20 protein-coding genes, 2 tRNA genes and 2 pseudogenes are annotated in these 26,811 nt (G+C 69.7%); 18 read left to right on the top strand and 6 right to left on the bottom strand.

Going from position 1 to position 26,811, the window contains the following annotated elements:
* Nucleotides 1-26: 26 nt before the first annotated feature.
* Nucleotides 27-1,448: an amino acid permease gene (locus ACWGJM_RS16200; RefSeq protein ID WP_453412316.1), complete on the bottom strand. Its 1,422-nt coding sequence runs from the start codon at nucleotides 1,446-1,448 to the stop codon at nucleotides 27-29.
* 224 nt (nucleotides 1,449-1,672) lie between these two features.
* Between ACWGJM_RS16200 and ACWGJM_RS16195 the strand changes: the two genes are divergently transcribed.
* Nucleotides 1,673-2,161: a ribose-5-phosphate isomerase gene (locus tag ACWGJM_RS16195; RefSeq protein WP_453412315.1), complete on the top strand. Its 489-nt coding sequence runs from the start codon at nucleotides 1,673-1,675 to the stop codon at nucleotides 2,159-2,161.
* A 228-nt stretch (nucleotides 2,162-2,389) separates the two neighbouring features.
* Entirely contained in the window at nucleotides 2,390-3,208 is an 819-nt protein-coding gene (locus ACWGJM_RS16190) for an Fpg/Nei family DNA glycosylase (protein ID WP_453412314.1), read from the top strand.
* A 25-nt stretch (nucleotides 3,209-3,233) separates the two neighbouring features.
* On the opposite strand, the gene ACWGJM_RS16185 is transcribed toward ACWGJM_RS16190, so the two are convergent.
* The gene (locus ACWGJM_RS16185; RefSeq protein WP_453412313.1) at nucleotides 3,234-4,487 is read right to left on the bottom strand and encodes a GNAT family N-acetyltransferase; all 1,254 of its coding nucleotides are present in this window, start codon (nucleotides 4,485-4,487) and stop codon (nucleotides 3,234-3,236) included.
* A 452-nt stretch (nucleotides 4,488-4,939) separates the two neighbouring features.
* On the opposite strand from ACWGJM_RS16185, the gene ACWGJM_RS16180 reads away from it, so the two are divergent.
* Nucleotides 4,940-6,118, top strand: coding sequence for a PP2C family protein-serine/threonine phosphatase (locus ACWGJM_RS16180; RefSeq protein WP_453412312.1), 1,179 nt, complete (start codon nucleotides 4,940-4,942; stop codon nucleotides 6,116-6,118).
* Between the two features lie 12 nt (nucleotides 6,119-6,130).
* On the opposite strand, the gene ACWGJM_RS16175 is transcribed toward ACWGJM_RS16180, so the two are convergent.
* Nucleotides 6,131-6,790, bottom strand: coding sequence for a GNAT family N-acetyltransferase (locus ACWGJM_RS16175; protein WP_453412311.1), 660 nt, complete (start codon nucleotides 6,788-6,790; stop codon nucleotides 6,131-6,133).
* 78 nt (nucleotides 6,791-6,868) lie between these two features.
* On the opposite strand from ACWGJM_RS16175, the pseudogene ACWGJM_RS16170 reads away from it, so the two are divergent.
* Both ACWGJM_RS16170 and ACWGJM_RS16165 read left to right on the top strand, forming a co-directional pair.
* Nucleotides 6,869-8,461, top strand: a pseudogene (locus tag ACWGJM_RS16170) (ABC transporter permease); the annotation flags it as partial.
* Nucleotides 8,458-8,925: an HD domain-containing protein gene (locus ACWGJM_RS16165; RefSeq protein ID WP_453412310.1), complete on the top strand. Its 468-nt coding sequence runs from the start codon at nucleotides 8,458-8,460 to the stop codon at nucleotides 8,923-8,925. The pseudogene ACWGJM_RS16170 and the gene ACWGJM_RS16165, both read left to right, overlap by 4 nt.
* 6 nt (nucleotides 8,926-8,931) lie before the next feature.
* Here the strand turns inward: ACWGJM_RS16165 and ACWGJM_RS16160 are convergent, their stop codons facing one another.
* The gene (locus ACWGJM_RS16160) at nucleotides 8,932-10,131 is read right to left on the bottom strand and encodes an acyltransferase family protein (protein ID WP_453412309.1); all 1,200 of its coding nucleotides are present in this window, start codon (nucleotides 10,129-10,131) and stop codon (nucleotides 8,932-8,934) included.
* 432 nt (nucleotides 10,132-10,563) lie between these two features.
* Here ACWGJM_RS16160 and ACWGJM_RS16155 point away from each other — a divergent pair, with 432 nt between their 5' ends.
* A complete protein-coding gene (locus ACWGJM_RS16155; protein ID WP_361796989.1) occupies nucleotides 10,564-10,758 on the top strand; it encodes a hypothetical protein in 195 nt (64 codons plus the stop codon).
* A gap of 57 nt (nucleotides 10,759-10,815) precedes the next feature.
* Nucleotides 10,816-11,328, top strand: a pseudogene (locus ACWGJM_RS16150) (protein kinase domain-containing protein); the annotation flags it as partial.
* A gap of 614 nt (nucleotides 11,329-11,942) precedes the next feature.
* On the opposite strand, the gene ACWGJM_RS16145 reads toward ACWGJM_RS16150, so the two are convergent.
* Nucleotides 11,943-12,013: transfer RNA gene (locus ACWGJM_RS16145), tRNA-Gly, on the bottom strand.
* Between the two features lie 165 nt (nucleotides 12,014-12,178).
* Here ACWGJM_RS16145 and ACWGJM_RS16140 point away from each other — a divergent pair.
* The 6 genes from ACWGJM_RS16140 (at nucleotide 12,179) to ACWGJM_RS16115 (ending at nucleotide 18,025) form a co-directional block, all read left to right on the top strand.
* Nucleotides 12,179-12,255 (top strand) — tRNA-Pro (locus tag ACWGJM_RS16140).
* Nucleotides 12,256-12,433: 178 nt separating this feature from the next.
* Nucleotides 12,434-13,828 (top strand): trigger factor, encoded by a 1,395-nt coding sequence (gene tig / locus ACWGJM_RS16135; protein WP_453412308.1) that lies wholly within the window; start codon nucleotides 12,434-12,436, stop codon nucleotides 13,826-13,828.
* A gap of 398 nt (nucleotides 13,829-14,226) precedes the next feature.
* Nucleotides 14,227-14,832 (top strand): ATP-dependent Clp protease proteolytic subunit, encoded by a 606-nt coding sequence (locus tag ACWGJM_RS16130; protein WP_453412457.1) that lies wholly within the window; start codon nucleotides 14,227-14,229, stop codon nucleotides 14,830-14,832.
* Nucleotides 14,833-14,902: 70 nt separating this feature from the next.
* The gene (locus ACWGJM_RS16125; protein WP_453412307.1) at nucleotides 14,903-15,568 is read left to right on the top strand and encodes an ATP-dependent Clp protease proteolytic subunit; all 666 of its coding nucleotides are present in this window, start codon (nucleotides 14,903-14,905) and stop codon (nucleotides 15,566-15,568) included.
* 192 nt (nucleotides 15,569-15,760) lie between these two features.
* Nucleotides 15,761-17,047 (top strand): ATP-dependent Clp protease ATP-binding subunit ClpX, encoded by a 1,287-nt coding sequence (gene clpX, locus ACWGJM_RS16120; protein ID WP_453412306.1) that lies wholly within the window; start codon nucleotides 15,761-15,763, stop codon nucleotides 17,045-17,047.
* A 696-nt stretch (nucleotides 17,048-17,743) separates the two neighbouring features.
* Nucleotides 17,744-18,025, top strand: coding sequence for a hypothetical protein (locus ACWGJM_RS16115; RefSeq protein ID WP_453412305.1), 282 nt, complete (start codon nucleotides 17,744-17,746; stop codon nucleotides 18,023-18,025).
* Nucleotides 18,026-18,094: 69 nt separating this feature from the next.
* Here ACWGJM_RS16115 and ACWGJM_RS16110 read toward each other — a convergent pair whose 3' ends face one another.
* Nucleotides 18,095-19,048, bottom strand: a complete 954-nt coding sequence (locus tag ACWGJM_RS16110) for a hypothetical protein (protein ID WP_453412304.1) — start codon at nucleotides 19,046-19,048, stop codon at nucleotides 18,095-18,097.
* A gap of 137 nt (nucleotides 19,049-19,185) precedes the next feature.
* On the opposite strand from ACWGJM_RS16110, the gene ACWGJM_RS16105 reads away from it, so the two are divergent.
* The 5 genes from ACWGJM_RS16105 (at nucleotide 19,186) to ACWGJM_RS16085 (ending at nucleotide 26,703) form a co-directional block, all read left to right on the top strand.
* The gene (locus ACWGJM_RS16105; protein ID WP_453412303.1) at nucleotides 19,186-21,843 is read left to right on the top strand and encodes a valine--tRNA ligase; all 2,658 of its coding nucleotides are present in this window, start codon (nucleotides 19,186-19,188) and stop codon (nucleotides 21,841-21,843) included.
* A gap of 88 nt (nucleotides 21,844-21,931) precedes the next feature.
* Nucleotides 21,932-23,455, top strand: a complete 1,524-nt coding sequence (gene folC / locus ACWGJM_RS16100) for a bifunctional tetrahydrofolate synthase/dihydrofolate synthase (RefSeq protein WP_453412302.1) — start codon at nucleotides 21,932-21,934, stop codon at nucleotides 23,453-23,455.
* Between the two features lie 8 nt (nucleotides 23,456-23,463).
* Nucleotides 23,464-23,823, top strand: coding sequence for a DUF4233 domain-containing protein (locus ACWGJM_RS16095; RefSeq protein ID WP_453412301.1), 360 nt, complete (start codon nucleotides 23,464-23,466; stop codon nucleotides 23,821-23,823).
* Between the two features lie 63 nt (nucleotides 23,824-23,886).
* The gene (gene ndk, locus ACWGJM_RS16090) at nucleotides 23,887-24,300 is read left to right on the top strand and encodes a nucleoside-diphosphate kinase (protein ID WP_453412300.1); all 414 of its coding nucleotides are present in this window, start codon (nucleotides 23,887-23,889) and stop codon (nucleotides 24,298-24,300) included.
* A gap of 1,383 nt (nucleotides 24,301-25,683) precedes the next feature.
* On the top strand, nucleotides 25,684-26,703 hold the full coding sequence (locus tag ACWGJM_RS16085; RefSeq protein ID WP_453412456.1) for a rod shape-determining protein: 1,020 nt from the start codon (nucleotides 25,684-25,686) through the stop codon (nucleotides 26,701-26,703).
* Nucleotides 26,704-26,811 lie beyond the last annotated feature (108 nt).

The following is a 26,811-nucleotide window of genomic DNA, read 5'->3' as shown; positions in this document are numbered from 1 at the left end:
CCGGAACGCGGCAGTGGTTCGCCGGATCAGCCGACGGACACCTCGTCGGCCGGCGCCGGCTCCACGGCCTCGGCCGTACGGCCGCCGACGACCTTCTCCTTCACCACGGCGATCGCGATCACCAACGCCGCGACCAGCAGCGACAGCAGCACGGTCTCGCGGCCGTCGTGCTCGGTGTCGGTCAGCATGTAGCCGAGGACGAACACGATCAGCGCGGCCGTCGCCCAGGTCAGGTACGGGTACAGCCACATCTTCACGACGAGCTTCTCCGGCGCCTCCCGCTGGATGATCCGCCGCATGCGCAGCTGCGAGAAGCAGATGACCAGCCAGACGAACAGGGCCACCGCGCCACTGGAGTTGACCAGGAACAGGAAGACCGAGTCCGGGAACTTGTAGTTGAAGAAGACGGCGACGAAGCCGAAGACGACGGAGGCGAGGATCGCGGCCATCGGCACACCGCGGGACGTCGTACGTGCGAACGCCTTGGGCGCGTCACCGCGCTGGCCGAGCGAGAACGCCATGCGGGAGGCCGTGTACAGACCGGAGTTGAGACAGGACAGCACCGACGTCAGCACGATGAAGTTCATGATCTCGCCGGCGTGCGCGATGCCGAGGGAGTCCAGGGCGGCGACGTAGGAGCCCTTCTCCTTGATCGACGGGTCGTTCCAGGGAAGGAGGGAGACGACGATGAGGATCGAGCCCAGGTAGAAGACGCCGATACGCCAGATGATGCTGTTCGTCGACTTGGTCACCGCCCGCTGCGGGTCCTCGGACTCGCCGGCCGCCAGGGTCGCGATCTCGCTGCCCATGAAGGAGAAGACGACCAGGAGCACACCGGTGAGGATCGAGCCGGGGCCGTGCGGCAGGAAGCCCTCGTGGGAGGTCAGGTTGCCGAAGCTCGCCTTGTCGGCGTGTACGCCCGGCAGTACGCCGAAGACGGCCAGCGCGCCGACGACGATGAACGCGCCGATCGCCACCACCTTGATGCCGGCGAACCAGAACTCGAACTCGCCGTAGGAGCCGACGGAGACCAGGTTGGTGGCGGTGAGCACGGCCATCACGATGAGTGCCCAGCCCCACTGCGGGACGGCGGGCATCCATCCCTCGAGGATCTTGGCGCCGGCGGTGGCCTCCACGGCCAGCACCACCACCCAGAAGAACCAGTACAGCCAGCCGATGGAGAACCCGGCCCAGCGGCCCAGCGCCCGGTCGGCGTGCGCGGAGAAGGAGCCGGAGGTGGGGTTGGCGGCGGACATCTCACCCAGCATCCGCATCACCAGCACGACGAGCGTGCCGACGAGGGCGTAGGAGAGAAGGATGCCGGGCCCTGCGGTGGCGATACCGGAGCTGGAGCCGACGAACAGTCCGGCACCGATCACGCCGCCGATGGCGATCATGGTCAGATGCCGGTTCTTGAGTCCTGCCTGAAGTCCGGAACCAGGGGTCATGGACGGATTTCCTTTGCGCCGGTGGAGCGGATTCCCGTACACGGGGGGATGCCGTTGTGCGGCCTTGTACGAGCCGGTCCAGTGAATCCGAGGTGAATGAATTCGGGAACCTCTGAATCCGGATTGTTACTTGAGGTTTCCTTGAGCTTCTATGGTGCGGCTCACATTTTCCCTCGCGGCATCCCGGGGCTGCTGCCCCGAAACACCCATGACACACTCATCTCATGCGCGTGTATCTCGGCTCCGACCATGCGGGCTTCGAACTCAAGAACCACCTCGTCGAATGGCTCGAGGCGGCGGGCCACGACCCCGTCGACTGCGGCCCGCACATCTACGACGCCCAGGACGACTACCCGCCCTTCTGCCTCCGCGCCGCGGAGCGCACGGCCGCGGACCCCGACTCCCTCGGCGTCGTGATCGGCGGCTCCGGCAACGGTGAGCAGATCGCCGCGAACAAGGTCAAGGGCGTCCGCGCGGCCCTCGCCTGGAGCGAGGAGACGGCCTCCCTCGGCCGCCAGCACAACAACGCCAACGTCGTGGCGGTGGGTGCGCGCATGCACACCCAGGAGGAGGCGACCAAGTTCGTCGAGACGTTCCTGGGCACGCCGTTCTCCGGTGACGAGCGTCACATCCGCCGCATCGACATGCTGTCGGCCTACGAGACGACGGGTGACCTGCCCCCCATCCCGGCCCACCACCCCCAGCAGGACTGAGCCCCTGGGAGCTGCCGCCCCCAGACCCCCGCATCGGCCCCGGCCCTGAACGGGCCTCGTCCGCAAACGCCGCACAGGCTGGATGCTGCCGGCCGGGGTCTGGGGCGGAGCCCCAGGTGGGGCAACTTCTCAGCCGACCGTCACGGGTGGGTGAGTGGGAAACGGGGTCCAGGGGCGACAGCCCCTGGCGGGGTCCGGGGCGGAGCCCCGGGGGAAGGTACGGCCACCTTGCCAGAGGGGCACACGATTCACCGGCTGGCGCACGACTACGCCGCCCGATTCTCCGGCACGACCCCCCGCGTAACCAGCCCCCAGGGCAAGTTCTCCGACGCCGCCGAACTCCTCACCGGCACGGAACTCACCCGCACCGAAGCCCACGGCAAGCACCTCTTCCTCGGCTTCCGGGACCCCGAGGACACCGACTGGATCCACATCCACCTCGGCCTCTTCGGCAAGGTCACCTTCGGCGACGCCCCCGCCCCCCCGCCCACGGACACCGTCCGCCTCCGCCTCGCGAACGCCACCTCGTACGTCGACCTCCGCGGCCCCACCACCTGCGCCCTGATCACGGACACCGAGAAGCAGGCGATACACGACCGCCTCGGCCCCGACCCTCTCCGCACGGACGCCGACCCGCAAGCCGCGTACCGGCGCGTCTCCCGCAGCCGTACGACGATCGCCGCGCTCCTGATGGACCAGAAGGTCATCGCCGGTGTCGGCAACGTCTACCGCGCCGAGGTCCTCTTCCGGCACCGCATCGACCCGTACCGCGCGGGCCGCGACATCACTCCCGCCGAATGGGACGCGGTCTGGGCCGACCTCGTCGAGCTCATGCGCGAGGGCGTCCGCAACAACCGCATCGACACCGTCCGCCCCGAGCACACCCCCGAGGCGATGGGCCGCCCGCCCCGCGTCGACGACCACGGCGGCGAGGTGTACGTCTACCGCCGGGCCACCCTGCGCTGCCACATCTGCGCCACCGGCATCCGCACCGCCGACCTCGCCGCCCGCAACCTCTTCTGGTGCCCGACCTGCCAGCAGCGCTGAGGACACCGGGACGCGGCCGCCGGCCCTAGAACCCGTGCGGCAGCCAAGGCGCCACCGCCGACCCGAACCCCACCGAAGCCTCCGCCGACGCCCCCTCCCGCAGTTCCCGCACCAGCCCGGCCGCCGCCAGTGAGGCGAGTGAGGCGCCGCCCAGGTACGCGGCCCCCAACTCCCGGACGGAAAGCGCGAGATCGGCCGCGTCCTCGGTCCGCTCGCAGGACGCGCCCTTCGCGTCGCCGGTCAGCCGCCAACGCCCCGCGTTCCAGGGGCAGAAGGAGTCCTCGACCTCGAACACGACGTCCACCGGTGCCTGATAGGCGCGCGCCGCCAGCGCCGCGCCCACGTCGACCAGCCGCACGTGCAGCGAGTCCCGCACCAGCAGCTCGCACCGCCGGACGTCGGACACCAGGTACTGCCACGGCTCGTCCACCGGCCGCCGTCGCGCGTCGATCACCGTGGTCAGGTCGATGCCGAACAGGAACCGCCACACCGCGGCGTGCGCCGCAGGGTCCAGCGCCTCCATGTTCTCCAGCACCACGGTCCCCCTGGGCCCAGCCGGCTCCCAGTCCGGCTTGACCCGGAACCGCGCGTACCCCACCAACTCCCCGCCCCGCTCGGCCACCACGCACTGCAACGGCGACGCCCCGTCCCGCTCGCTCGCCGGGTCCAGAAGCATCAGCCGCTCCCAGCCGGGCGGCCGCGCCACCATTCCCGGCCGCAGTGGCACCCGTCGGGCGTACAGGGCCTCGCACGCGTCGAGGACGTCGGCCGGCGCGGCGTACCGCAGCCGTACGTCATCGGTGCCGGGCGGTACCGACAACCGCACCCGGGTGGTGTCGATCCGCGCGTTGACGTTGTACGTCCCCACGCCGTACCCGAACCGCCCGTAGATGGCCGGTTCGGACGCCGTCAGCACCGCCAGCGGCCATCCCCAGGACCGTACGTCGTCCAACTGCCGCCGCATCATCGAGGTCAGCACACCGCGCCGCCGGTGCGTGGCGGCCACACTGACCATGGTGACCCCCGCGGCCGGCACCGAGGCTCCGCCGGGCACCGTCAGCCGGAAGCTGAAGGCCGACGCCGTACCGACGACCGTGTCACCGTCCCAGGCGCCGATCGAACGCTCGGTCTCGGTCAGCGAGTTCCACAGCTCCCGCTCCTCTGCCGCCTCCGGAACCCCGCCGAAGGACCGGAGCAGGCTGTCGTACCACTGGTCCCAGTCGTCCGGCCGCAGCACCCGCAGATCGGCCGAAGGGCTACTCGCGAGCTCTGTCCCCATGGACCATGCGTACCAGCGCATCGTGGGGCGGGCGAACGAATTTCCGCCGGGTTGCGGCACGCCTGCCAGGCGAGCCGGTGGAATGCGAACGGCTGTGCCACGAGTAACTGGTCGCAGTGATCGTCTGACGAGTTCCGCCCATGCGTCCGTCAGTCGTACTACCGTCCGGGCTTGTGAAGCTGGTGGTCCAGGTGAAGCTGCTGCCGACGCCGGAACCAGGGGTGTGGTGGACCGGAACCAGGGGTGTGGTGGATACGGCCCGTGACCGTCCTGTCGTAGGGGACAGTCGGGAGCGCGACGTGGTGGGAACGACCGAGTACACAAGCCCGGTCGTTCACGGCCACGATGGTGACAGTCACCATCGTTGCTGACTGTGAGGTGAGATCTCGGACGGGGGATAAGTCGGACCTCCCGTGCCAAGCGCCTGGTCCGATGGATAGGGTCCCGAACTAATGGCAGCAGGACGAGAGCGGCGCTCGAAGGCCGAGACGTTCACGGCCCGGTGGAAGATGCAGTGGCACCGGGCCCGCGTCGGCCTGCGCAGAAGCGCGGTGGACTACTTCCGCGGCGACGGCTCGGACTGGATCGCGCTGGCCGGACTGCTGCTGACCATCCCGGTGCTCGCGTCGATGACCCTCGCCAACTCGGTGTGGTGCTCACCCGCCACGCTGGTGCTGCCGATCGTCGCGGGCGGCCTGCTGCTGCGGCCCGCGAGCCTGCTCGGGCTGTACGCGGCGGCGGCCACGGCGCTGATCGTGGAGTCGGTGCGGCTTGGCCCGTACACCGAGGGGCCCTCCAGGGTCACGCCGGGTGTGGTGCTCGTGGTCGCCGCCTGCGGGTTCTTCGGGCTGCTCACCGCGCAGTTCCGCAGCCGGGTCGGCGTGCCGTGGCGGCGCGGCGGCACCATGCTGTTCGACCTGCGCGAGCGGATCCGGGTGCAGAGCAAGCTGCCGAAACTGCCACAGGGCTGGCACCGGGAGATGGCGCTGCGGCCCGCGGGCGGGCAGTCCTTCTCCGGTGACTTCGTGGTGGCGGCCCGTACCAACGGCGGGCGCACGCTGGAGGCCGTGCTCACGGACGTGTCCGGCAAGGGCATGGACGCGGGGTCGCGGGCGCTGCTGCTGTCGGGGGCGTTCGGGGGGCTGCTGGGCTCGCTGCCGCCGCATGCCTTCCTCCCGGCGGCCAACGGCTATCTGCTGCGCCAGGACTGGGACGAGGGCTTCGCGACCTCGATCCATCTGGTGCTGGATCTCGACTCCGGGGACTACGAGTTGTACTCGGCGGGGCATCCGCCGGGCCTGCAACTCAGCGCGGGCAGCGGACGCTGGGAGGAGAAGGCCGCGGAGGGTCCGCTCCTCGGTGTGTACGACGGTGCCCAGTTCGACCCCGTGAAGGGCTCGCTGCGGCCGGGAGACGTGCTGATGCTGTTCACGGACGGCCTGGTGGAGACGTCCGACCGTGACATCGTCGAGGGCATCGACCGGCTCACCGGCGAGGCCGACCGCTATGTCGCGGGCGGCTTCCACGGAGCGGCCTGGCATCTCATCGAGGCCGTGGCGAAGGACGTCAACGACGACCGGGCGCTGCTGCTGATCTGCCGGGAAGGCCCGTCCGCCCAGCAGGCCCGCTGAGACGGCCCGGGCCTACAGGGCCTCCTCCGTGACCCGCGTGGCCGCGGTCAGCGGGGCCCGCACCCGCCAGCCCACCGTCTCGTACAGGGCCCGTCCCTCTTCGGTCGCGCCCAGTACGGCCGCTGTCGCCCCCGCCCGGGCGGCGGTGCGGGCGAGCGTTCCCATCACCAGACGTCCGAGGCCCCGCCGCTGGTGCGCCGGGTCGGTCTCCACCTGGTCGACGACGGCGGTCCCATCGGTGACCGCGATCTGCCCGCGCGCCGCGAACGCGCCGTCGGCGGCGCGTACCAGCACGCGGGTCACCCCGGCCCGGTTCCAACTGCTCAGCCGGTAGCCGTCGGGGACGTCGGCCGGGGCCTCGGCGGTGCGCAGCGAGGCGGTCATCAGGAAGGCACGGCCGCCCGCGAGGGCCCAACCGGGTGGCAGCCAGGCCTCCAGGGTCCGCGGTGCCACGAAGGTCTTCAGCCAGATGCCGGGTGCCGTGGTGTTCTCCACGATCTTGCGCACGGTCGCCTCGTCGGCGGCGGGCAGGACATGCCGCGCCACCTCCTTGGGCAGGCCGACGTCGACCGTGAAACCCCAGGGCCGGGACACCGGTTCGCCCGCGCCCCGCGACACGACCCATCCGTCGACCCATGCCCGTACGGCGTCCGTGGTGTTCGCGAACGGCATGACCCCTCCGAAGTATGTAATAGCTGAAATGACCAAGTGTCTATTACAACATGAGTGCGGCGACGGGTGCGAGGGAATCGAGGAGTGGGGTTTTCCCCCGCCCCGACCAGCGGTGAGCGGGTCGCCGTGCGGGCCGCGCACCTCCTCTTCGCCCCGCTCGCGGGCGCGGCCGGCTGCCTGCCGGGGATCGTCCTGGCCCGGTGGTGGTTCGGACAGCTGAAGGACAGGGGGGCGATTCCGGGGGCCGTCGACCTGGCCGTGGGCTGGATCCCGCTGGTCTCCGCCGTCGGCACGGTCCTGCTCACCGCCCTGTGCGCCGGGTACACGGCCGCCCGCCGCAGCTCCCGCTCCCGGATCAAGCCGGGGCAGGCGCTCGGCGAGGCGTCCGTGGAGCGGCTGCGCATCGGGTGGATCCGTACGCCGCTCGGGATCGCCGCGGCCGCCGGCGGGTTCGTCTGCGCGGGGCTGGCCTCCTCGCTGACCGGGGATGACGCGGCCAACGCCGCCCTCGGTGTCGTCCTGCTGTTCATGCTGGCCGTGGCGCTGCTCGGGCCGCTGCTCGCCCGGGCGTTCGCGGCCCTGTTCGGGCCGGCGCTGCGGGGCGCGGGGGCGGCCGGGGCGCTCGCCGCCGCCAACTCCCGTACCAACGCCCGCCGGCTGGCCTCGGCGATCACGCCGATCGTGCTCGCCATGGCGTTCTCCTCGGTGCTGGTGTTCATGCAGACCAGCGAGGAGAAGGTGACCGGCGATCAGCAGCGCGCCGGCGTCACCGCCGACCACATCGTCACCGCCGATCCGGGGCTCGCCCCGGACGCCGTGCGGCGGGCCCAGGACACCCCCGGAGTCACCGCCGCCGTAGGCCTGTTGCGGACCTCGGTGCTCGTGCCGGTCTCCGGGTCGCTGGAGTCGGCGAGCGCGCAGGGGGTCACGGGGACGGTACGGGACCTGGCCGCCGTACAGGACCTGGGGGCGCGGCGGGGACGGCTGTCGCTGCGGCCCGGCGAGGTGGCGTTGGACGCCTCCCTCGCCCAGAACGCCCACGTCGGGGTCGGCGACCGGCTGCGCCTGTACCTGCCCGACGGGACCAGGACCACGCCGCTGGTCGTGGCGACGTACGCGCGCGGCATGGGACTCTCACAGGTCACCCTCGGCCGCGCCGCGCTGGCCGGCCACGTCAGCGCGGCCTTCGACACCGAGCTGTGGACGAAGGGCGGCACGGCACGGGCGCCGGCGCCCCTGGGGACGGTGCTGGACCGGGGCGGGTACACCACCGCCCGGTCGCTGGACCGGGAGCTGAACGCCTGGGCCAACGCCGTGATGGCGAGCGTGCTCGGCGGGTTCGCCGCCGTGGCCGCCGTGAACACGCTGGTGATGACGGTCCTCGACCGGCGGCGGGAGCTCGGCACGCTCCGGCTCATCGGCTCCACCCGCCGGCAGATCCTGCGCATGATCCGCTGGGAGGCCCTCCTGGTCGCCCTCACCGGCATCGGCCTGGGCACCGCGATCGCGCTGGCCACGCTGGTGCCGATGATGAAGGGGCTGACGGGACAGGCGCCGTACATACCGCCGCTGGTCTACGGGGCGTTCGCGGGCGGTGTCGTGTTGCTCGGGGTGGCCGCGGCGACCCTTCCGGCCCGGGCCGCGCTGCGCCGGGAGACACTGGGGGAATGACCGAGACGCGCCCCCCGCTGACCCTCGCCGAGGTGGAGACCCTGGCGTGCGCCGCCCACGCCGGGCAGACCGACAAGGCGGGGCGGCCGTACGCCGGGCATCTGCGGGCCGTCGCGGAGGGCGTCCGGGCCCGGGGCGGCGACGAGGCGCAGATCGCGGCGGGCTGGCTGCATGACGCGGTCGAGGACGACGCCCTCTCCGAGGAGTGGCTGGCGGAGGCCGCGCTGAGCCGCCGCACGAAGGACATCGTGCTGGCGCTCACCAAGCGGGCGGGGGAGAGCCCGGAGGCCTACGCCCGGCGCGTTCTCGCCACGCCCGGCGCGCTGCTGGTGAAGGAGGCCGACCTCGCCCACAACGCGGACCCGGACCGGCTGGCCGTGCTGGACGGGGCGACCCGGAGACGACTGACCGAGAAGTACACACGGATGCGCGCACTTCTCGGTCTCGGGACGCCCGGGGAATGACGGGGGCTAGACGCTGACCTTCTCGCGCTCGGGTTCCCGCTGCCGGCGTTCGCGGGCGAGTTCGGCGGCGTCCTGCTTGAACGCCCAGTTCATCTGCGGCTCCATGGCGAAGCGGAACACGCGCCGTACGGGGCTGGTGCACAGGAGTGTGACGACGGCGGCCGCGGTGACGGTCGCCAGGATCTCGCCGAGCGGGCGGTGCAGGGCCGCGTGGTCGAACCAGCCCTGGTAGTCGGCGAACTTCACCAGGAATCCGTGCAGCAGGTAGCCGCACAGCGTGCCCGCGCCCAGCGTGGTGAACCACATCTTCCGGCCGGGCACCCAGGCGAAGAAGCAGGCGGTCAGCAGCAGCGAGCAGCCGAACATCGCGACCACCATGACCGGTCCCGACCACCACGGCGCGCCCAGTTCCTGGGCCGAGTCACGGTGGTAGAACCAGGCGGTGTTCATGCGGGGCACCGCCCACCAGCCGACCGCCAGCGCGGCCGCGAACACCGGTACGGCGGCGGCCCGCACCCAGGGGCGGCGCACCAGCTGGAAGTGCTCGGGCTTCATGCACAGGCCCAGCACGAAGTACGGCAGGAACTGGAGGACGCGCTGAAGGTCCAGATCGTCGCCGATGCTCGGAGTGACGGCGGCCAGCATGGCGATGCCGAGCGCGACCGGGAGCGGGTGGCGGACCAGTTTCCAGATGGGCGTGGTCAGCCGCCAGATGAACAGCGCGCACAGGAACCAGGTCAGGTACCAGGGGTCGAGGAGGCTGATCTCCTGGCCGGGGGAGTGGTCGACGAACCGCTTGAAGAGCGGGTAGGCGGTCTCGAACACGATGTACGGCACGGCGACGCCGGTGATCAGCCGCTTCAGCCGGTCGGGGCGCATGTCGAAACTGCGCGAGAAGAAGCCGGAGATGATGATGAACGCCGGCATGTGGAAGCTGTACACGACCGAGTACAGGCCCTCGAGGATGCGGCTGTCGCCCTTGAGGGGCTCCCACGAGTGCCCCATGGCGACCAGCACGATGGCGAGGTACTTGGCGTTGTCGAAGAACGCGTCGCGCTGTTTGCCCGGTCTGTCCGCCCGTGTCGGCTGCTGCCGTGACTGCTGCGCGCCCGTCGGGGTACGCGGACTGGGCACTCCTTCCGTCGGCGACTGTGCCGGGGGGAGTGGCCTTCGGTGCTGGCCGTGGGGCGAGGCGGCGTCAAACATCTCAGGCACCCTAGCGTCGGCTCCGGGATTTCGTAAAACCCCGTACGTCATTCCTGGTTATCGGACTGCGGGTACCCCGGATTTAACGAACTCGACCTGTCTGTCCACGTGATGGTGAGCACATCAATGAGCCGCGAGGGAACGCCAGATGGCCCCGATGTCCCGATTCATCCCGACTAATTGGTGCATAACGTCGTCTCTGCGCCAACAATTCGAATTACCCGCGCACAGGATGTGTGGACAGGGAAACGAAGTCGTGTAATTCCCTGTGGGTTCCCGGTGGATGCCGACGCGTGTGGGGCCTCGAATTAGTGTGCGGGGCGCCGGACTTGGAACGGGCGGGGCCGACGTTGTGTCACGTGCCGCATAGGACGGCCCGGTTGGTGGCACGATGGTTCCGGGAGTGCGGACCGACCGAGGGTGTGATCAGTTGTGGCCATTTCACTGTCCGTGGTGTTGCTGTTGGCGATCATCCTTGTGGTGCTGATCAGAGGGGGGAACATCAAGGCCGGCCCCGCCATCGTCGCGGTGCTCTTCGGCTTCTTCCTGGCCTCGACCGGGATGGCTCCGTCCATCCAACGGTTCCTGAACTCGATAGCGGATTCGATCAACTCCATCAACTTCTGACCCGCGGTCGGCGGCACCCGACGCACAACGGGACAACGGGGGGGGGAACCTACGGGGATGGCGCTGCGCGACTCGGACCCGGCCGAGGTGGGCGGCTACCGGATCGAGGACCGCCTCGGCAGCGGCGGCATGGGCGTGGTCTACCTCGCCCGCTCCGCCTCCGGCGCCGCCTGGCCGTCAAGGTCGTCCACGCCCAGTACGCCGACGACGACGAGTACCGCACCCTCCCCCACTCTCGGCTTCGCTCGAGCGGGGGGACCCCCATCGCCGCGAGGTGGCCGCCGCCCGCCAGGTCAGCGGCGCCTTCACGGCGCCCGTGGTGGACGCCGACGCCCCGCGCCCCTGGATGGCCACGCTCTACAAACCGGGCGAAGACCTCGGCACCTCGTCCGCCGGCACGGCCCGCTTCCCCCACCCCGGCTGCGCGAACTCGCCGCCGGCCTCGCCGAGGCGCTGCGCGACATCCACCGCGCCGGCGTGGTCCACCGCGACCTCAAGCCGGCCGACGTGATGCTCGCCGAGGACGGCCCCCGCGTCATCGACTTCGGCATCTCCCGCGCCACCGAGTCCGCCGCAGGCGACGCGCTCGAGGTCCGTGCCGCGGCGGGCCACGGCTACCTGCTGTGCGTCGACCCCAAGGGGAAGCACACCCGGATCGCCGAGATCGGCCCGGCCGACGGCAGAGCCCGATGGGCCGCCAGGGTGGAAGGCGCCCTCACCCTGGCCGGCCGGTCCGAGGGCCGTCTGGTCCTCCTCACGTCCCCGAACGCCCCCGACGACGCCTCGGGCCCCGCCTACCGCCGCCTCACCCTGCTCGACGTGAGCGACCGCTCACCCCGTGTCGTCCCCCTGGCCCGCGCCGTACCGTCCGGCTCCACGCCCACCGTGGTCCGCGGCACCCTCGACTTCACGCTCAACATCGGCGAGGTCCGGGCCGTCACCCCGTCCACCGGCCGCACCCTGTGGGACACCCACTCCTCCGTCGAACCGGCGGGCGGGCCGGGGGTCGACGCCCGCACGGATCACGTCTTCGTGTACGTGGGCCCGACCCCCCTGGTCCACGGCGACGCCCTCTACGTCCCGTACGGCATTCGCGCCGTCTATTCCGCGGACATCCGCCACCTGTAGAAAACGCCAGGGGCCCGGCCCCGCCGAAACGGAAACCGGGCCCCAGGGCCGTACAGAGCGGGCGACGGGAATCGAACCCGCGTAGCTAGTTTGGAAGACTAGGGCTCTACCATTGAGCTACGCCCGCACGCGTGCGCCGCTGGTCCCGGGACCGCGGCGACAGAAGGCATCGTAGCGGGTCGCATGCCGCACAGGCCAACGCGTTGGTCTGCGGGGATTTCGCGGGGGCGGTCGTGCGGGAAAGCGGCCGACGTGACCGGCCTGGGCATGTACCCTACGTGTCGCACCAGCACGGGGTGTGGCGCAGCTTGGTAGCGCGTCCGCTTTGGGAGCGGAAGGCCGTGGGTTCAAATCCCGCCACCCCGACCACAGAGTCACGTCACCGTGATGATCGCCTTTTGGGGCGCTGAGCGGCTGCGGTTACTATGCAAGCTGCGCGCCCGTGTGTCCCGGCCCACTCGGCCTACGAACTCCTCCGGGCGGCGAAATCCGCCGGACCTGTCTGGCTCGGCAGAAACCAAGAAGTCAGCCACAAGGAGACCGAACCGTGAAGAGCGCCGTGGAGACCCTGAACCCGACCCGGGTTCGGCTCACTGTCGAGGTGCCCTTCGAGGAGCTCAAGGACAGCCTCGACGCGGCGTACAAGAAGATCAACCAGCAGGTCACGGTGAAGGGCTTCCGCAAGGGCAAGATCCCGGCCCGTGTCATCGACCAGCGGTTCGGCCGCGGTGCGGTGCTGGAGGAGGCCGTCAACGACGCGCTTCCGAAGTTCTACACCGAGGCGGTCAACGTGGCCGAGCTCAGCCCGCTGGGCCAGCCCGAGGTCGACATCACCGAGCTGAAGGACGGCGAGACGCTGAACTTCACCGCCGAGGTCGACATCCGCCCGGCCCTCGAGATCCCGGACTACTCCGGCATCGAGGTCGAGGTCGACGCCGTCGAGGTCAGCGACGAGGACGTGGAGAAGTCGGTCGAGCAGCTGCGCGAGCGCTTCGCCTCCACCTCCCCGGTCGAGCGCGCCGCCGAGGACGGCGACGTCGTGACCGTCGACCTCCAGGCCAAGGTCGACGGCGAGGTCCTTGAGGACGGCGTCGCCGAGGGCGTCTCCTACACGATCGGCTCCGGTGAGCTGCTGGAGGGCATCGACGACGCCGTGAAGGGCCTGTCCGCCGGCGAGGAGGCCACCTTCGCCTCCGAGCTCAAGGGCGGCTCCGCCGCGGGCAGGGAGGCCGAGGTCACCGTCAAGGTCACCCAGGTCGCCGCCCGCGAACTGCCCGAGCTGGACGACGACTTCGCGCAGCTCGCCTCCGAGTTCGACACGCTCGAGGAGCTCAAGGCCGACAGCCGCAAGCGGCTGGCCAACATGAAGCAGTACGACCAGGCCACGCAGGCCCAGGAGCGCGTGCTGGACAAGCTGCTGGAGCTCGTCGAGGTGCCCGTCCCCGAGAAGCTGCTCGAGGACGAGATCAACACCCGTAAGCACAACCTCGAGCACCACCAGCTCGGCCAGATGGGCCTTGACCTCGACAAGTACCTGGAGCTCCAGGGCAAGACCGCCGAGGAGTTCGAGACCGAGACCCGCGAGGCCGCGGTCAAGGGCATCAAGACCCAGTTCGTCCTCGACGAGCTGGTCAAGCTGGAGAAGCTCAACGTCAACCAGGAGGAGCTCACCGAGCACCTCATGCGGCGCGCCGCCTCCTCCGGCATGTCTCCCGACCAGTTCGCCCAGGCTGTCGTCGAGGGCGGCCAGGTGCCCCTCCTCGTCGGCGAGGTCGCCCGCGGCAAGGCCCTGGCCGTCGTGGTCGAGGCCGCCACGGTGAAGGACACCAACGGCGAGATCGTCGACCTGGACGACGAGGAGGAGACCGAGACGGCCGAGGCCGAGACCGAGGCTCCGGCCGCCGAGGCCGCCGAGGCCGCCGAGGAGAAGACCGAGGGCTGAGCCCTACGGCGCCTCTGAAGCACTCAGGACGGGCCCCGGGGAATTGCTCCCCCGGGGCCCGTTTGCCCCCCTGAGGGGCCTGCCTGGGGGGCACGAGGCTGTGTCGAAGGCGGCTCCCCGAGGGGCGCGACAAGCCCCAACGCACCCGCACCCGGCATCGGCGCCGCACCGCCCCCCACCGCTGCCGCACCCGCCGATCCACGGGAGGCCACCGGAGGCCACCGCTACGCCCCCGGCGAACACCCCCTTCCACGGGATTCCCCGAAGGGACCCGCGCGTTAGGGTCCATGAATACGGGGGCAGGGGAGTCCCCGAACCCGCCCCAGCCCCCTGGCAGGGAACACGTGAGACGGCCCGGCGCCGTCGTAAGACGAGCAGGTGGATACGTGACGAATCTGATGCCCTCCGCCGCCGGCGAGCCTTCCATCGGTGGTGGCCTCGGCGACCAGGTCTACAACCGGCTGCTCAACGAGCGGATCATCTTCCTCGGCCAGCAGGTTGACGACGACATCGCCAACAAGATCACCGCACAGCTGCTGCTCCTTGCCGCCGATCCGGACAAGGACATCTACCTCTACATCAACAGCCCCGGCGGCTCGGTGACGGCGGGCATGGCGATCTACGACACCATGCAGTACATCCCGAACGACGTGGTCACCATCGCCATGGGCATGGCGGCCTCGATGGGCCAGTTCCTGCTCACCGGCGGCACCGCGGGCAAGCGCTTCGCGCTGCCCCACGCGGACATCATGATGCACCAGGGCTCCGCGGGCCTCGGCGGTACGGTCTCGGACATCAAGATCCAGGCCGAGTACCTGCTGCGCACCAAGAAGCGCATGTCGGAGCTGACAGCCCTCCACTCCGGCCAGACGGTGGAGACGATCGTCCGCGACGGTGACCGCGACCGCTGGTTCACCCCGGAGGAGGCCAAGGAGTACGGTCTCATCGACGAGATCATCACGCATGCCTCCGGTGTTCCGGGAGGCGGCGGCACCGGTGCCTGACCGGCCCGGCTTCGCCCCGTACCGCCGAGACTCCACTCCCCAGAACGCCACCAGGACGGTGAATACGCACATGAACGACTTCCCCGGCGCCGCCAGCGGCCTGTACGAGGGGCCGCGCCCCGACAGCCGCTACGTCATCCCGCGCTTCGTCGAGCGCACCTCCCAGGGCATCCGCGAGTACGACCCTTACGCGAAGCTCTTCGAGGAGCGGGTGATCTTCCTCGGCGTCCAGATCGACGACGCCTCCGCCAACGACGTCATGGCGCAGCTGCTGTGCCTGGAGTCGATGGACCCCGACCGGGACATCTCGATCTACATCAACAGCCCCGGCGGCGACATGACCGCCCTCACGGCGATCTACGACACGATGCAGTTCGTGAAGCCGGACATCCAGACGGTCTGCATGGGCCAGGCCGCCTCGGCCGCGGCCATCCTGCTCGCCGCCGGTACGCCGGGCAAGCGCATGGCACTGCCGAACTCCCGCGTGCTGATCCACCAGCCGGCCGGCAGCACCGGCCGCGGACAGCTCTCCGACCTGGAGATCATCGCCAACGAGTTCGCCCGGATGCGCACCCAGCTGGAGGAGATGCTGGCCAAGCACTCCAACCGGCCGATCGAGCAGGTCCGCGAGGACATCGAGCGCGACAAGATCCTCACGGCCGAGGAAGCGCTGGAGTACGGCATCGTCGACCAGATCATCTCGACCCGGAAGATGAACAACGAATCCGTCCGCTGACGCGGGGTGATGTTGTCGTCTGCCACCCTTGGCACGATTTGACCCTGTGCGCGGAAAGGTGCACGTCAAAGTGAACCGTGCCAAGGGGGGCCCGAACGGGGGGCCCGGCAAGGTACCGTCGGAATAAGGCAGCACCAGGAGCCGCTGGACTCTTAGCGTCCAGGCGTCTCCCAGGCGAAGGGGAAGCACACCGTGGCACGCATCGGTGACGGCGGCGATCTGCTCAAGTGCTCGTTCTGTGGCAAGAGCCAGAAGCAGGTCAAGAAGCTCATCGCAGGGCCCGGTGTGTACATCTGCGACGAGTGCATCGATCTCTGCAACGAGATCATCGAGGAGGAGCTCGCGGAGACGAGCGAGGTGCGCTGGGAGGAACTTCCCAAGCCCCGCGAGATCTACGAGTTCCTCGAGGGCTATGTAGTCGGGCAAGAGGCCGCCAAGAAGGCGCTCTCAGTCGCGGTGTACAACCACTACAAGCGGGTCCAGGCCGGTGAGAACGGCGGGGCCCAGGGCCGGGACGACGCCATCGAGTTGGCGAAGTCCAACATCCTCCTGCTGGGCCCCACGGGTTCGGGCAAGACGCTCCTCGCCCAGACCCTGGCGCGCATGCTGAACGTGCCGTTCGCGATCGCTGACGCGACGGCGCTCACGGAGGCGGGGTACGTCGGCGAGGACGTCGAGAACATCCTGCTGAAGCTGATCCAGGCGGCGGACTACGACGTCAAGAAGGCCGAGACCGGGATCATCTACATCGACGAGATCGACAAGGTAGCCCGAAAGAGCGAAAACCCGTCGATCACCCGGGACGTCTCGGGCGAGGGCGTGCAGCAGGCCCTCCTGAAGATCCTCGAGGGCACCACGGCCTCGGTGCCGCCGCAGGGCGGGCGCAAGCATCCGCACCAGGAGTTCATCCAGATCGACACGACGAACGTCCTGTTCATCGTGGGCGGTGCCTTCGCGGGCCTGGACAAGATCATCGAGTCGCGAGCCGGCGCGAAGGGCATCGGCTTCGGCGCGACGATCCGCTCCAAGCGCGAGCTGGAGGCCAAGGACGTCTTCGAGGACATCATGCCGGAGGACCTGGTCAAGTTCGGCATGATCCCCGAGTTCATCGGCCGTCTCCCGGTGATCACCTCGGTCCACAACCTGGACCGCGAGGCCCTGCTTCAGATCCTGGTCGAGCCCCGCAACGCCCTGGTCAAGCAGTATCAGCGCCTCTTCGAACTCGACGGCGTGGAACTGGACTTCGAGCGCGAGGCCCTCGAGGCCATCGCCGACCAGGCCATCCTCCGCCAGACCGGCGCGCGAGGCCTGCGCGCCATCATGGAGGAGGTCCTCATGTCGGTGATGTACGAGGTCCCGTCCCGCAAGGACGTGGCCCGCGTCGTCATCACCGCCGACGTCGTCCGCTCCAACGTCAACCCGACCCTGATCCCGCGGGATGCGCGGGGACGGGGCTCGGGGGAGCAGAAGACGGCGTAGGCGGTTCTGGTACGTCACAGGGGGCGCCCGGCGATATCGCTGGGCGCCTTTCCCTTTTGGGATCTTCCCTGCGGCGGCCGACGGCGGAAGAACTGAGGGAGAAGGAGGGCATGAAGCCGAACTCGGCGCCATGGCGAACCTGATCGCCGACGTTGCTCCGGAGAGGTGCGCCCGCATCGACGAGATCCAGCGGGAGATGCTCGACACGGAGTGTGGCTATGAACTCGCCGCTCTTTGTAAGGCGCAGGGTATGACGCAGCGGGCCACCGTGTTCGCAACGCTCAGAGAAGGCCGCACCCGGCTGGTACGGCGGCACTTGGGCTTCTCCCCGGAGCTCCCAGCCCGCCGTTACCAGCCACGCACGTCCGGGTGGGGACGGGCCATCGGACACGGACCCGGGGATACTTTGACTTCGGCGCCATCGCCGGCCCCCTTTCCAGGAGCACCCACTCAGCACACGCGACCTCGTGTCTCACCTGCACGTAGAAAGTGCCCGCCGCCTGGACCGACAGAACCCTTCAGCAAGGTTCATCGTCATGTGGTGTCCGGCCTCGTTATTCAGCCCGCGCAGCGATGGAATTTGGTCAGGTCCACGCCACGTCTTGGAGGTAATCCAATTTCATGATCTTATGAACTCGACCGCATCGGTCATGTGTTCGAGTGACTGGTGTCTCTGAAACGGGAGGGTTCCAAGCAATGAAGGCGAAGCGTATTTTGGCAACGGTTGGTGTGATTGTGGCGGCGGGGGCTGCGCCGCTCGTCACGGCTTCGTCAGCCTCGGCCACCGTCGCCCAGTGCACCGGTGTTGTCCAGACCTACGGGTACACCGTCGGCGCGAAGGTGACAACCGCTTGTACCCACGGGGCGCTGCCCACCGGGCTGGGAAGTCAAAAGGCGGCCAATCCGATATGTGTGACCAAGCTCGTTGAAGTGGGAGTATCGAACAGTGTGGCGACGAAGGCCTGCTTGTGGGCCTGACGCCTTGATGGTTACTGCTGTGACGCGAGGGGGCGCTCGCTGACGAGGTGCCCCCTCGCGTCGTTGTGGCTACGCCTTGACGCGCACGTCATTGCGGAGCTTGGCCGCGAGGGCTGCCACGTCGTCGACCGAGCCGCCGTCACCGCTGGCGAATTGGGCGAGGCTGAACGACGTGACCACCGCGACCGTGCTGTGGTCACCCCAGATACACATGGGCAACTTGACGGTCTTCGCCGCGCCGGCGCCCGAGCTCGCCGAGCTGTCGTTCTGGATCTCGGCCACCTGGCACTTCATGATGCCGTTCGAGAAGCCCGACGGGTGTACCGCCTCGGGGCTCCCGAGCATCGTGCCCTTGGTGTCCTTGTCCTTCTCGGACTCCGACTTGACCTTGGCGAACATGGCGTCGACCACGGCCTCGGGGTCGTCGATGGTTCCGTAGACACCGCTGAAGGAGAGGTTCTTCGCGCTGAGGCCCGTGCCCTGCCCGTAGCCCGCGCTGACGTCCGTCGGGTCCTTCACGCCCCACTTCTCGAAGTCCGCCTTGTCGTCGGCGGTCATCTTGTCCGCGGAGTCGGCACTGTCCGACTTCTTGTACGTCCCGTTGATCACTTTCGCCGGCGTCGTCAGCTTGTGCGCGCCGTCGTCCGTGACACCGCCGCTGCCGCTGCCGCTGCCGCTGCCGACCACGAAGAAGACACCCACCGCGACCGCCGCCACGACCGCCACGGCTCCGATGATCAGGCCCGTCTTCTTCTTGCCCCCGTCGGGCACGGGCGGCTGGGGGACGGTGGGGTAGGGCTGCTGGCCGTACGGCGGCTGCTGGCCGTACGGGTTCGGCTGCTGGGGGGCGCCCTGCTGCGGGTAGCCGTACCCGGGCTGCGGCGGGGCCGGCGGAGTCTGCTGGGGGTAGCCGTAGCCGGGCTGCGGAGCCTGCGGCGGCTGCTGGCCGTACGGGCCCGGCTGGCCGTACGGGCCGGGCTGCTGGGGCTGCCCGCCGTACGGGCCCGGCTGGTTGTGACTCATTTCTGGGTTCCCCTCCAGACTGCTTATGTGTTCCTGACATCCTGGCTCAGGCGCAGGAGGCACACCGCATCGGGGCCCCCACCGTTACAGAACAAAGGCGTTTCGGGACCACCCCGTGACACCTCTAAACTGACCCCGTGACCGAGAACGCTCAGCAGCAGCCACCAGCGCCCGACACCGAACTGCCGACCCAGTACGCGCCGGCCGATGTAGAGGGGCCGCTGTACGAGCGCTGGGTAGAGCGCGGTTACTTCGAGGCCGACGCGAAGAGCGACAAGCCTCCGTACACGGTCGTCATCCCGCCGCCGAACGTCACCGGCAGCCTGCACCTCGGGCACGCCTTCGAACACACGCTCATCGACGCCCTGACCCGCCGCAAGCGGATGCAGGGCTACGAGACGCTGTGGCAGCCGGGCATGGACCACGCCGGTATCGCCACGCAGAACGTCGTGGAGCGGGAGCTCGGCAAGGAGGGCAAGTCCCGGCACGACCTGGGACGGGAAGCCTTCGTCGAGCGCGTCTGGCAGTGGAAGGCCGAGTCCGGCGGGCAGATCAGCGGGCAGATGCGGCGCCTGGGAGACGGTGTCGCCTGGTCGCGTGAGCGCTTCACCATGGACGAGGGGCTCTCGCAGGCCGTCCAGACCATCTTCAAGCGCCTCTACGACGACGAGCTGATCTACCGCGCCGAGCGCATCATCAACTGGTGCCCCCGGTGCCTGACGGCCATCTCGGACATCGAGGTCGAGTACCAGGACGACGACGGTGAGCTCGTCTCGATGAAGTACGGCGACGGGGACGACACCATCGTCGTCGCCACCACCCGTGCCGAGACCATGCTCGGTGACACCGCCGTCGCCGTCCACCCCGAGGACGAGCGGTACAAGCACCTGGTCGGCAAGCTCATCAGGCTGCCGCTGACCGACCGCTCCATCCCGGTCGTCGCGGACGAGCACGTCGACCCCGAGTTCGGCACCGGCGCCGTCAAGGTCACCCCGGCCCACGACCCGAACGACTTCGAGATCGGCCAGCGCCACAACCTGCCGTCCCTGACCGTCATGGACGAGCACGCCGTCATCACCGCCCACGGCCCCTTCCAGGGCCTGGACCGGCTCGAGGCACGCTCCGCCATCGTCGCCGCGCTGCGCGCCGAGGGCCGGATCGTCGCCGAGAAGCGGCCGTACGTCCACAGCGTCGGCCACTGCTCGCGCTGCAAGACCACCATCGAGCCGCGGCTGTCCATGCAGTGGTGGGTCAAGGTCGGCCCGCTGGCGAAGGCCGCCGGTGACGCCGTCCGCGAGGGCAAGGTCAAGATCCATCCGCAGGAGATGGAGAAGCGGTACTTCGACTGGGTCGACAACCTTCACGACTGGTGCATCTCGCGGCAGCTGTGGTGGGGTCACCGGATTCCGGTCTGGTACGGCCCGAACGGCGAGGTCGTCTGCGTCGGCCCCGACGAGGAGCCGCCCGGCACCGAGGCGGAGGGCTGGAAGCAGGACACCGACGTCCTCGACACCTGGTTCTCCTCCGGCCTGTGGCCGTTCTCCACACTCGGCTGGCCCGAACAGACCGAGTCGCTCGCGAAGTTCTACCCGAACTCCGTCCTGGTCACCGGCTACGACATCCTCTTCTTCTGGGTCGCCCGGATGATGATGTTCGGCCTGTACGCGATGGACGGCACCCCGCCGTTCCACACCATCGCCCTGCACGGCATGGTCCGCGACCAGTTCGGCAAGAAGATGTCGAAGTCCTTTGGCAACGCGGTCAACCCGCTGGACTGGATGGACAAGTACGGCAGCGATGCGCTCAGGTTCACTCTGGCCCGTGGCGCGAACCCGGGTGTCGATGTCCCCATCGGCGAGGACTGGGTCCAGGGCTCCCGCAACTTCGCCAACAAGATCTGGAACGCGACGCGCTTCGCGCTGATGAACGGCGCGACGGTGGACGGCCCCCTGCCGGACCCGTCCGCGATGTCGGCGACGGACCGCTGGATCCTCTCCCGGCTCAACTCCGTCATCGCCGAAGTCGACGCGTTCTACGACGACTTCCAGTTCGCCAAGCTCTCCGACGCCCTCTTCCACTTCGCGTGGGACGAGGTCTTCGACTGGTACGTCGAGCTGTCCAAGACGACGTTCCAGGCGGGCGGCGAGGCGGCCGAGGTCAGCAAGCGGGTCCTCGGCGAGGTCCTCGACGTCACGCTGAAGCTGCTGCACCCGGTGGTCCCGTTCGTCACGGAGACCCTGTGGACCACCCTCACGGGCGGTGAGTCGGTCGTCATCGCCGAGTGGCCGACCGCTGTGTCGGTTCCTGGTGCTGACGCACCGGGTGGCTTCAGGGACACGGCGGCGGAGAAGGAGATCGAGACCCTCCAGTCCGTCATCACCGAGGTCCGCCGCTTCCGCGCCGACCAGGGCCTCCAGCCGGGCCAGCGGGTTCCGGCCCGTCTGGCCCTCGACGGCACGGCGCTCGCCCCGCACGAGGCCGCCATCCGCCAGCTGCTGCGCCTCCAGCCGGAGGGCGACTCCTTCACGGCGACCGCGACCCTCCCCGTCGCGGGCGCCGAGGTCGCCCTCGACCTCTCCGGCACGATCGACGTGGCGGCGGAGCGCAAGCGTCTGGCCAAGGACCTGGCGGCCGCGGAGAAGGAGAAGGCCCAGGCCACGGCCAAGCTCGGCAACGAGGCGTTCCTGGCGAAGGCGCCGGAGAACGTGGTGGAGAAGATCCGCACGCGGCTGGCGAAGGCGGACGAGGACATCGCCCGCATCCAGGCCCAGCTGGACCGGCTCCCTTCCGCTTGAGCGGTCGTACCTAGGTCAGGGCCCCCGGAACATCCAGCTCCGGGGGCCTTCGCCCACCTCTGTCACCGCGGCTCCGTAGACTGGCCTCGTGAGTGACCTCCCCGGCAACAGCGACCAGCCCGACCCGCTCGACCCCCTCGACTCCTTCGACGAGATCGTTGCGGCGGAGACGGACCGTGACCCCGACCTCGCGGTGATCGAGGCCGGCAGCCGTACCCTGCGCACGCAGGGCGGGCCGCCGGAGGCGGACGTCCCGACGCGGCCCGAGGACCCCGAGGTCGACAAGGCGCTGCGCGAGGTCGAGGGGGAGCTGGCGACGCGCTGGGGCGAGACCAAGCTGGAGCCCTCCGTCAGCCGGATCTCCGCGCTGATGGACGTCCTGGGCGAGCCGCAGCGCTCGTACCCCTCGATCCACATCACGGGAACCAACGGCAAGACCTCCACGGCCCGCATGATCGAGGCGCTGCTGGGCGCCTTCGAGCTGCGCACCGGCCGCTACACCTCGCCGCACGTGCAGTCGATCACCGAGCGGATCAGCCTGGACAGCGCCCCGATCACCGCCGAGCGGTTCATCGAGACGTACCAGGACATCAAGCCGTACGTGGAGATGGTCGACGGTCAGCAGGAGTTCCGGCTCTCCTTCTTCGAGGTGCTCACCGGCATGGCGTACGCGGCCTTCGCGGACGCGCCCGTGGATGTGGCCGTCGTCGAGGTGGGCATGGGCGGCTCCTGGGACGCCACCAACGTCATCGACGGGGACGTCGCCGTCGTCACCCCCATCGACCTCGACCACACCGACCGGCTCGGGGAGACGCACGCCGCGATCGCCGGCGAGAAGGCCGGGATCATCAAGCAGGACGCGACCGTGATCCTGGCCCAGCAGCCGGTGGACGCGGCGCAGGTGCTGCTGAAGAAGGCGGTGGAGGTCGACGCGACCGTGGCCCGGGAAGGGCTGGAGTTCGGCGTCGTGGCGCGGCAGGTCGCGGTAGGCGGGCAGCTGCTGACGCTGCGCGGGCTGGGTGGCGAGTACGAGGAGGTCTACCTCCCGCTGCACGGTGCCTATCAGGCGCACAACGCGGCTGTGGCGCTCGCGGCCGTCGAGGCGTTCTTCGGGGTCGGCGCGCAGCGGGCGGAGCGGCTGGACATCGACACCGTCCGCAAGGCCTTCGCGGCGGTCTCCTCGCCGGGCCGGCTGGAGGTCGTACGGCGGTCGCCCACCGTCGTGCTGGACGCGGCGCACAACCCGGCGGGCGCGCGGGCGACCGCGGATGCCGTGGGGGAGGCGTTCGACTTCAGCCGTCTGATCGGTGTGGTCGGAGCCAGCGGCGACAAGAACGTGCGCGGTCTCCTGGAGGCCTTCGAGCCGCTCTTCGCGGAGATCGTCGTCACGCAGAACTCCAGCCACCGGGCGATGGACGCCGACGAGCTGGCCGCTGTCGCCGTCGAGGTGTTCGGCGAGGAGCGGGTGCAGGTCGAGCCGCGGCTGCCGGACGCGCTGGAGGCGGCGATCACGCTGGCCGAGGAGGAGGGCGAGTTCGCCGGCGGCGGTGTGCTCGTCACGGGTTCCGTCATCACGGTCGGCGAGGCCCGGCTGCTGCTGGGAAGGGGCTGAGGGCTCCCATGCGTACGCTCTGTTCCTCGACCTTGATCGGGGAGTTCTTCATCATCGGCTTCGCGGGGCTGGTGGCGATGAAGGACCAGGACCTGTCCACGTCGACCGTGTGGACGGTGTGCGGCATCGCCATGTTCCTGAGCGTGGCGCTGTGCGGCATGGTGACCCGGCCCGGGGGCGTGGCCCTCGGCTGGGCGCTTCAGATCGCGCTGGTCGCCTCCGGGTTCTTCGTCCCGATGATGTTCATCCTGGGTGTGGTGTTCGCGGCGCTGTGGTGGGCGTCGGTGCATTTCGGGCGGAAGGTGGACGAGGCGAAGGCGAGATTCGCGGCGCAGGCGGAGAGCTCGACCACAGCTGACGCTGCGTAACAACCGCGGAGCCCGACCTTGTAATCTCGTGCCACGTATACGTCAGTCAGAAGGAGCCTCCCAGTGACCCAGCGCACCCTCGTCCTGCTCAAGCCCGACGCCGTCCGTCGCGGCCTGACCGGCGAGATCATCAGCCGCATCGAGCGCAAGGCCGGCTGGCAGATCACCGCGCTGGAGCTGCGCACGCTGGACCAGGACACGCTGGAGCAGCACTACGGTGAGCACAAGGGCAAGCCCTTCTACGAGCCGCTGGTGGAGTTCATGGCCTCCGGCCCGGTCGTGGCCATGATCGTCGAGGGCGAGCGGGTCATCGAGGGCCTGCGCGCCCTGGCCGGCCCCACCGACCCGATCGCGGCGTCTCCCGGCTCCATCCGCGGCGACTACGGCGTCATCGTCCGCGAGAACCTGATCCACGCCTCCGACTCCGAGGAATCGGCGAACCGCGAGGTCAAGATCTTCTTCCCCACCCACGCCTGATCCCTGCCGGGGGCTGAGCGGGCCGGGTTCGGGCAGCCCGGGCCGGGTCCCTCCGGGGGTGCGCATGGTGCGGTGCCCGCCGGGCCGGGCGCCGGGGACCGGAGGCGGGCTGACCCGGCAGGGCCCCGCACATCGGCGCCCGCCCCGTCCCGCCGCGGCGGACGTCCCGCGTTAGGGCGTGTCAGGCTCCCTGATCCCTGCCGGCCCCTGCCGGGGGTTGCGCGGCGAGGGCCCGCCGGGACCGGGCGCCGTGGACTGCGGGCGGGCAGCCCAGGCCGGGCCCCGGGCACCAGCGTCCGCACCGTCCCGTCGGACCGGGCGTCCGGCCCCGTCCAGGCATGTCAGGCTCTGGGGCCATGCTGGACCCCCGCCGGGTCCCTCCGGGAGGGCGGGGAGGGTGTCCGCCGGGCGCCGGGGACCGGAGGCGGGCTGTCTCGGCCAGGCCCCGCGCATCGGCCGGCGCCATGCCCGCCGGGCCGGGGCGGGCGGGCCACGTCCGGCCGGGCCTCACCCGATGCCTGCGGCTCCTGCCGGGTTGTGCTGCCACAGCGGCGTCAGCGGCGCGACTGTCGGGCCGTTCCGCGCCGCCGTGCTCGCGGGCGGATTCGTGCCCGTGCTCGGGCGAGCCGTTCGGGTGCCGGAGGCCGCGTGCTGTCTGCTGGACGGGCGTGCTCGTGTTGCGCCGTTCCCGTTTGTGCCCATCTGGCTCGGTCAAGCCCTGCGCAGCGGGGTCCGTTCGGGTGCCGGAGGCCGCGTGCTGTCTGCTGGACGGGCGTGCCCGTGTTGCGCCGTTCCCGTTTGTGCTCATCTGGCTCGGTCAAGCCCTGCGCAGCGGGGTCCGTTCGGGTGCCGGAGGCCGCGTGCTGTCTGCTGGACGGGCCTGCTCGTGTTGCGCCGTTCCCGCTCGTGCCCACCTGGCTCGGCCAAGCCCCCGTACCGGAGGCCGCGTGCTGTCTGCTGGACGGGCGTGCTCGTGTTGCGGCGTTCCCGCTCGTGTCCACCCGGCTCGGTCAAGCCCCGCGTAGCGGCGTCCGTTCGGGTTGCGTGAGCTCGGAGTGTCGGTGGTGTCGGCCTTCGCGAGGCGAATTTTCCGAGGATTTTTCTGAGGGTGTGTCACCTCGACCCGCCCGCTGAGCTGCGGCGCCCGTACCTTTTCGACCGTCGCTTGGCATATGCGTGCCGATCGGGGGAACGCATGCCCCCGTTGGGCCGTCTCCACAAGCGAGGCACTCGCCCATCTGCTGACAATGGCGAAGACCCTCGCGCAGTGTTCGTGCAGGCCCGTTTACGATGGAGGCCTTCACGTCACAGCACCCACCTCGCCTACCTGAAAAGCCCTCAAAAGCTCGTGGGAAGGCCAGAAGAATCCTGATGGGGAACTCAATGTCGTTCATCGGCCGTGACATGGCTGTCGACCTCGGGACCGCCAACACGCTGGTGTACGTCAGGGGTCGCGGGATCGTACTCAACGAGCCGTCCGTCGTCGCGATCAACACGAACACCGGTGGCATCCTCGCGGTCGGGGCCGAAGCGAAGAAGATGATCGGCCGGACCCCCGGCAACATCGTCGCCGTACGTCCGCTGAAGGACGGCGTCATCGCCGACTTCGAGATCACCGAGCGCATGCTCCGTTACTTCATCCTGAAGATCCACAAGCGGAGGTACCTCGCCAGGCCGCGCGTCGTCGTCTGCGTGCCCTCCGGCATCACCGGCGTCGAGCGCCGCGCCGTCATCGAGGCGTCGTCCCAGGCCGGCGCCCGCCAGGTGCACATCATCGAGGAACCCATGGCGGCGGCCATCGGCTCCGGCCTGCCGGTCCACGAGGCCACCGGCAACATGGTGGTGGACATCGGCGGCGGCACCACCGAGGTCGCGGTCATCTCGCTCGGTGGCATCGTCACCGCCCAGTCCATCCGCGTCGCGGGCGACGAGCTGGACAACGCGATCATCCAGCACATCAAGAAGGAGTACAGCCTCCTCCTGGGTGAGCGGACGGCCGAGCAGATCAAGATCACGATCGGTTCGGCGTACGAACTCGAAGACGACGAGCACACCGAGATCCGCGGCCGGGACCTCGTCTCCGGGCTGCCCAAGACCGTCGTCATCTCCGCCGCCGAGGTGCGCAAGGCGATCGAGGAGCCCGTCAACGCGATCGTCGACGCCGTGAAGACGACCCTGGACAAGTGCCCGCCGGAGCTGTCCGGCGACATCATGGACCGGGGCATCGTGCTCACCGGCGGCGGCGCCCTGCTGCGCGGCCTCGACGAGCGGCTGCGTCGCGAGACCGGAATGCCCATCCATATCGCCGAGGACCCGCTGGACAGCGTGGCGCTCGGCTCCGGCAAGTGCGTCGAGGAGTTCGAGGCGCTCCAGCAGGTGCTCGACGCCCAGCCGCGCAGATGACGTGACTCTTCGATTCCGCCGTACGAGATGATCTCCTCTCGTACGGCGGATCGTTGATATAGAGGCATAAGCTCCCACAAGTTCATTCCCAAGTCGCATTCCAATGAG

The sequence above is a fragment of the Streptomyces sp. NPDC054834 genome, from assembly GCF_053611185.1.
The sequence above is the reverse complement of the archived record's forward strand: the minus strand, read 5'-3'. Positions and strand labels throughout refer to the sequence as shown.

Coding starts and splice junctions, on each gene's coding strand:
- ACWGJM_RS16200 (WP_453412316.1), bottom strand. CDS start 1,448: ATGACCCCTGGTTCCGGACTTCAGGCAGGACTCAAGAACCGGCATCTG.
- ACWGJM_RS16195 (WP_453412315.1), top strand. CDS start 1,673: ATGCGCGTGTATCTCGGCTCCGACCATGCGGGCTTCGAACTCAAGAAC.
- ACWGJM_RS16185 (WP_453412313.1), bottom strand. CDS start 4,487: ATGGGGACAGAGCTCGCGAGTAGCCCTTCGGCCGATCTGCGGGTGCTG.
- ACWGJM_RS16180 (WP_453412312.1), top strand. CDS start 4,940: ATGGCAGCAGGACGAGAGCGGCGCTCGAAGGCCGAGACGTTCACGGCC.
- ACWGJM_RS16175 (WP_453412311.1), bottom strand. CDS start 6,790: ATGCCGTTCGCGAACACCACGGACGCCGTACGGGCATGGGTCGACGGA.
- ACWGJM_RS16165 (WP_453412310.1), top strand. CDS start 8,458: ATGACCGAGACGCGCCCCCCGCTGACCCTCGCCGAGGTGGAGACCCTG.
- ACWGJM_RS16160 (WP_453412309.1), bottom strand. CDS start 10,131: ATGTTTGACGCCGCCTCGCCCCACGGCCAGCACCGAAGGCCACTCCCC.
- ACWGJM_RS16130 (WP_453412457.1), top strand. CDS start 14,227: ATGCCCTCCGCCGCCGGCGAGCCTTCCATCGGTGGTGGCCTCGGCGAC.
- ACWGJM_RS16125 (WP_453412307.1), top strand. CDS start 14,903: ATGAACGACTTCCCCGGCGCCGCCAGCGGCCTGTACGAGGGGCCGCGC.
- ACWGJM_RS16115 (WP_453412305.1), top strand. CDS start 17,744: ATGAAGGCGAAGCGTATTTTGGCAACGGTTGGTGTGATTGTGGCGGCG.
- ACWGJM_RS16110 (WP_453412304.1), bottom strand. CDS start 19,048: ATGAGTCACAACCAGCCGGGCCCGTACGGCGGGCAGCCCCAGCAGCCC.
- ACWGJM_RS16095 (WP_453412301.1), top strand. CDS start 23,464: ATGCGTACGCTCTGTTCCTCGACCTTGATCGGGGAGTTCTTCATCATC.
- ACWGJM_RS16085 (WP_453412456.1), top strand. CDS start 25,684: ATGTCGTTCATCGGCCGTGACATGGCTGTCGACCTCGGGACCGCCAAC.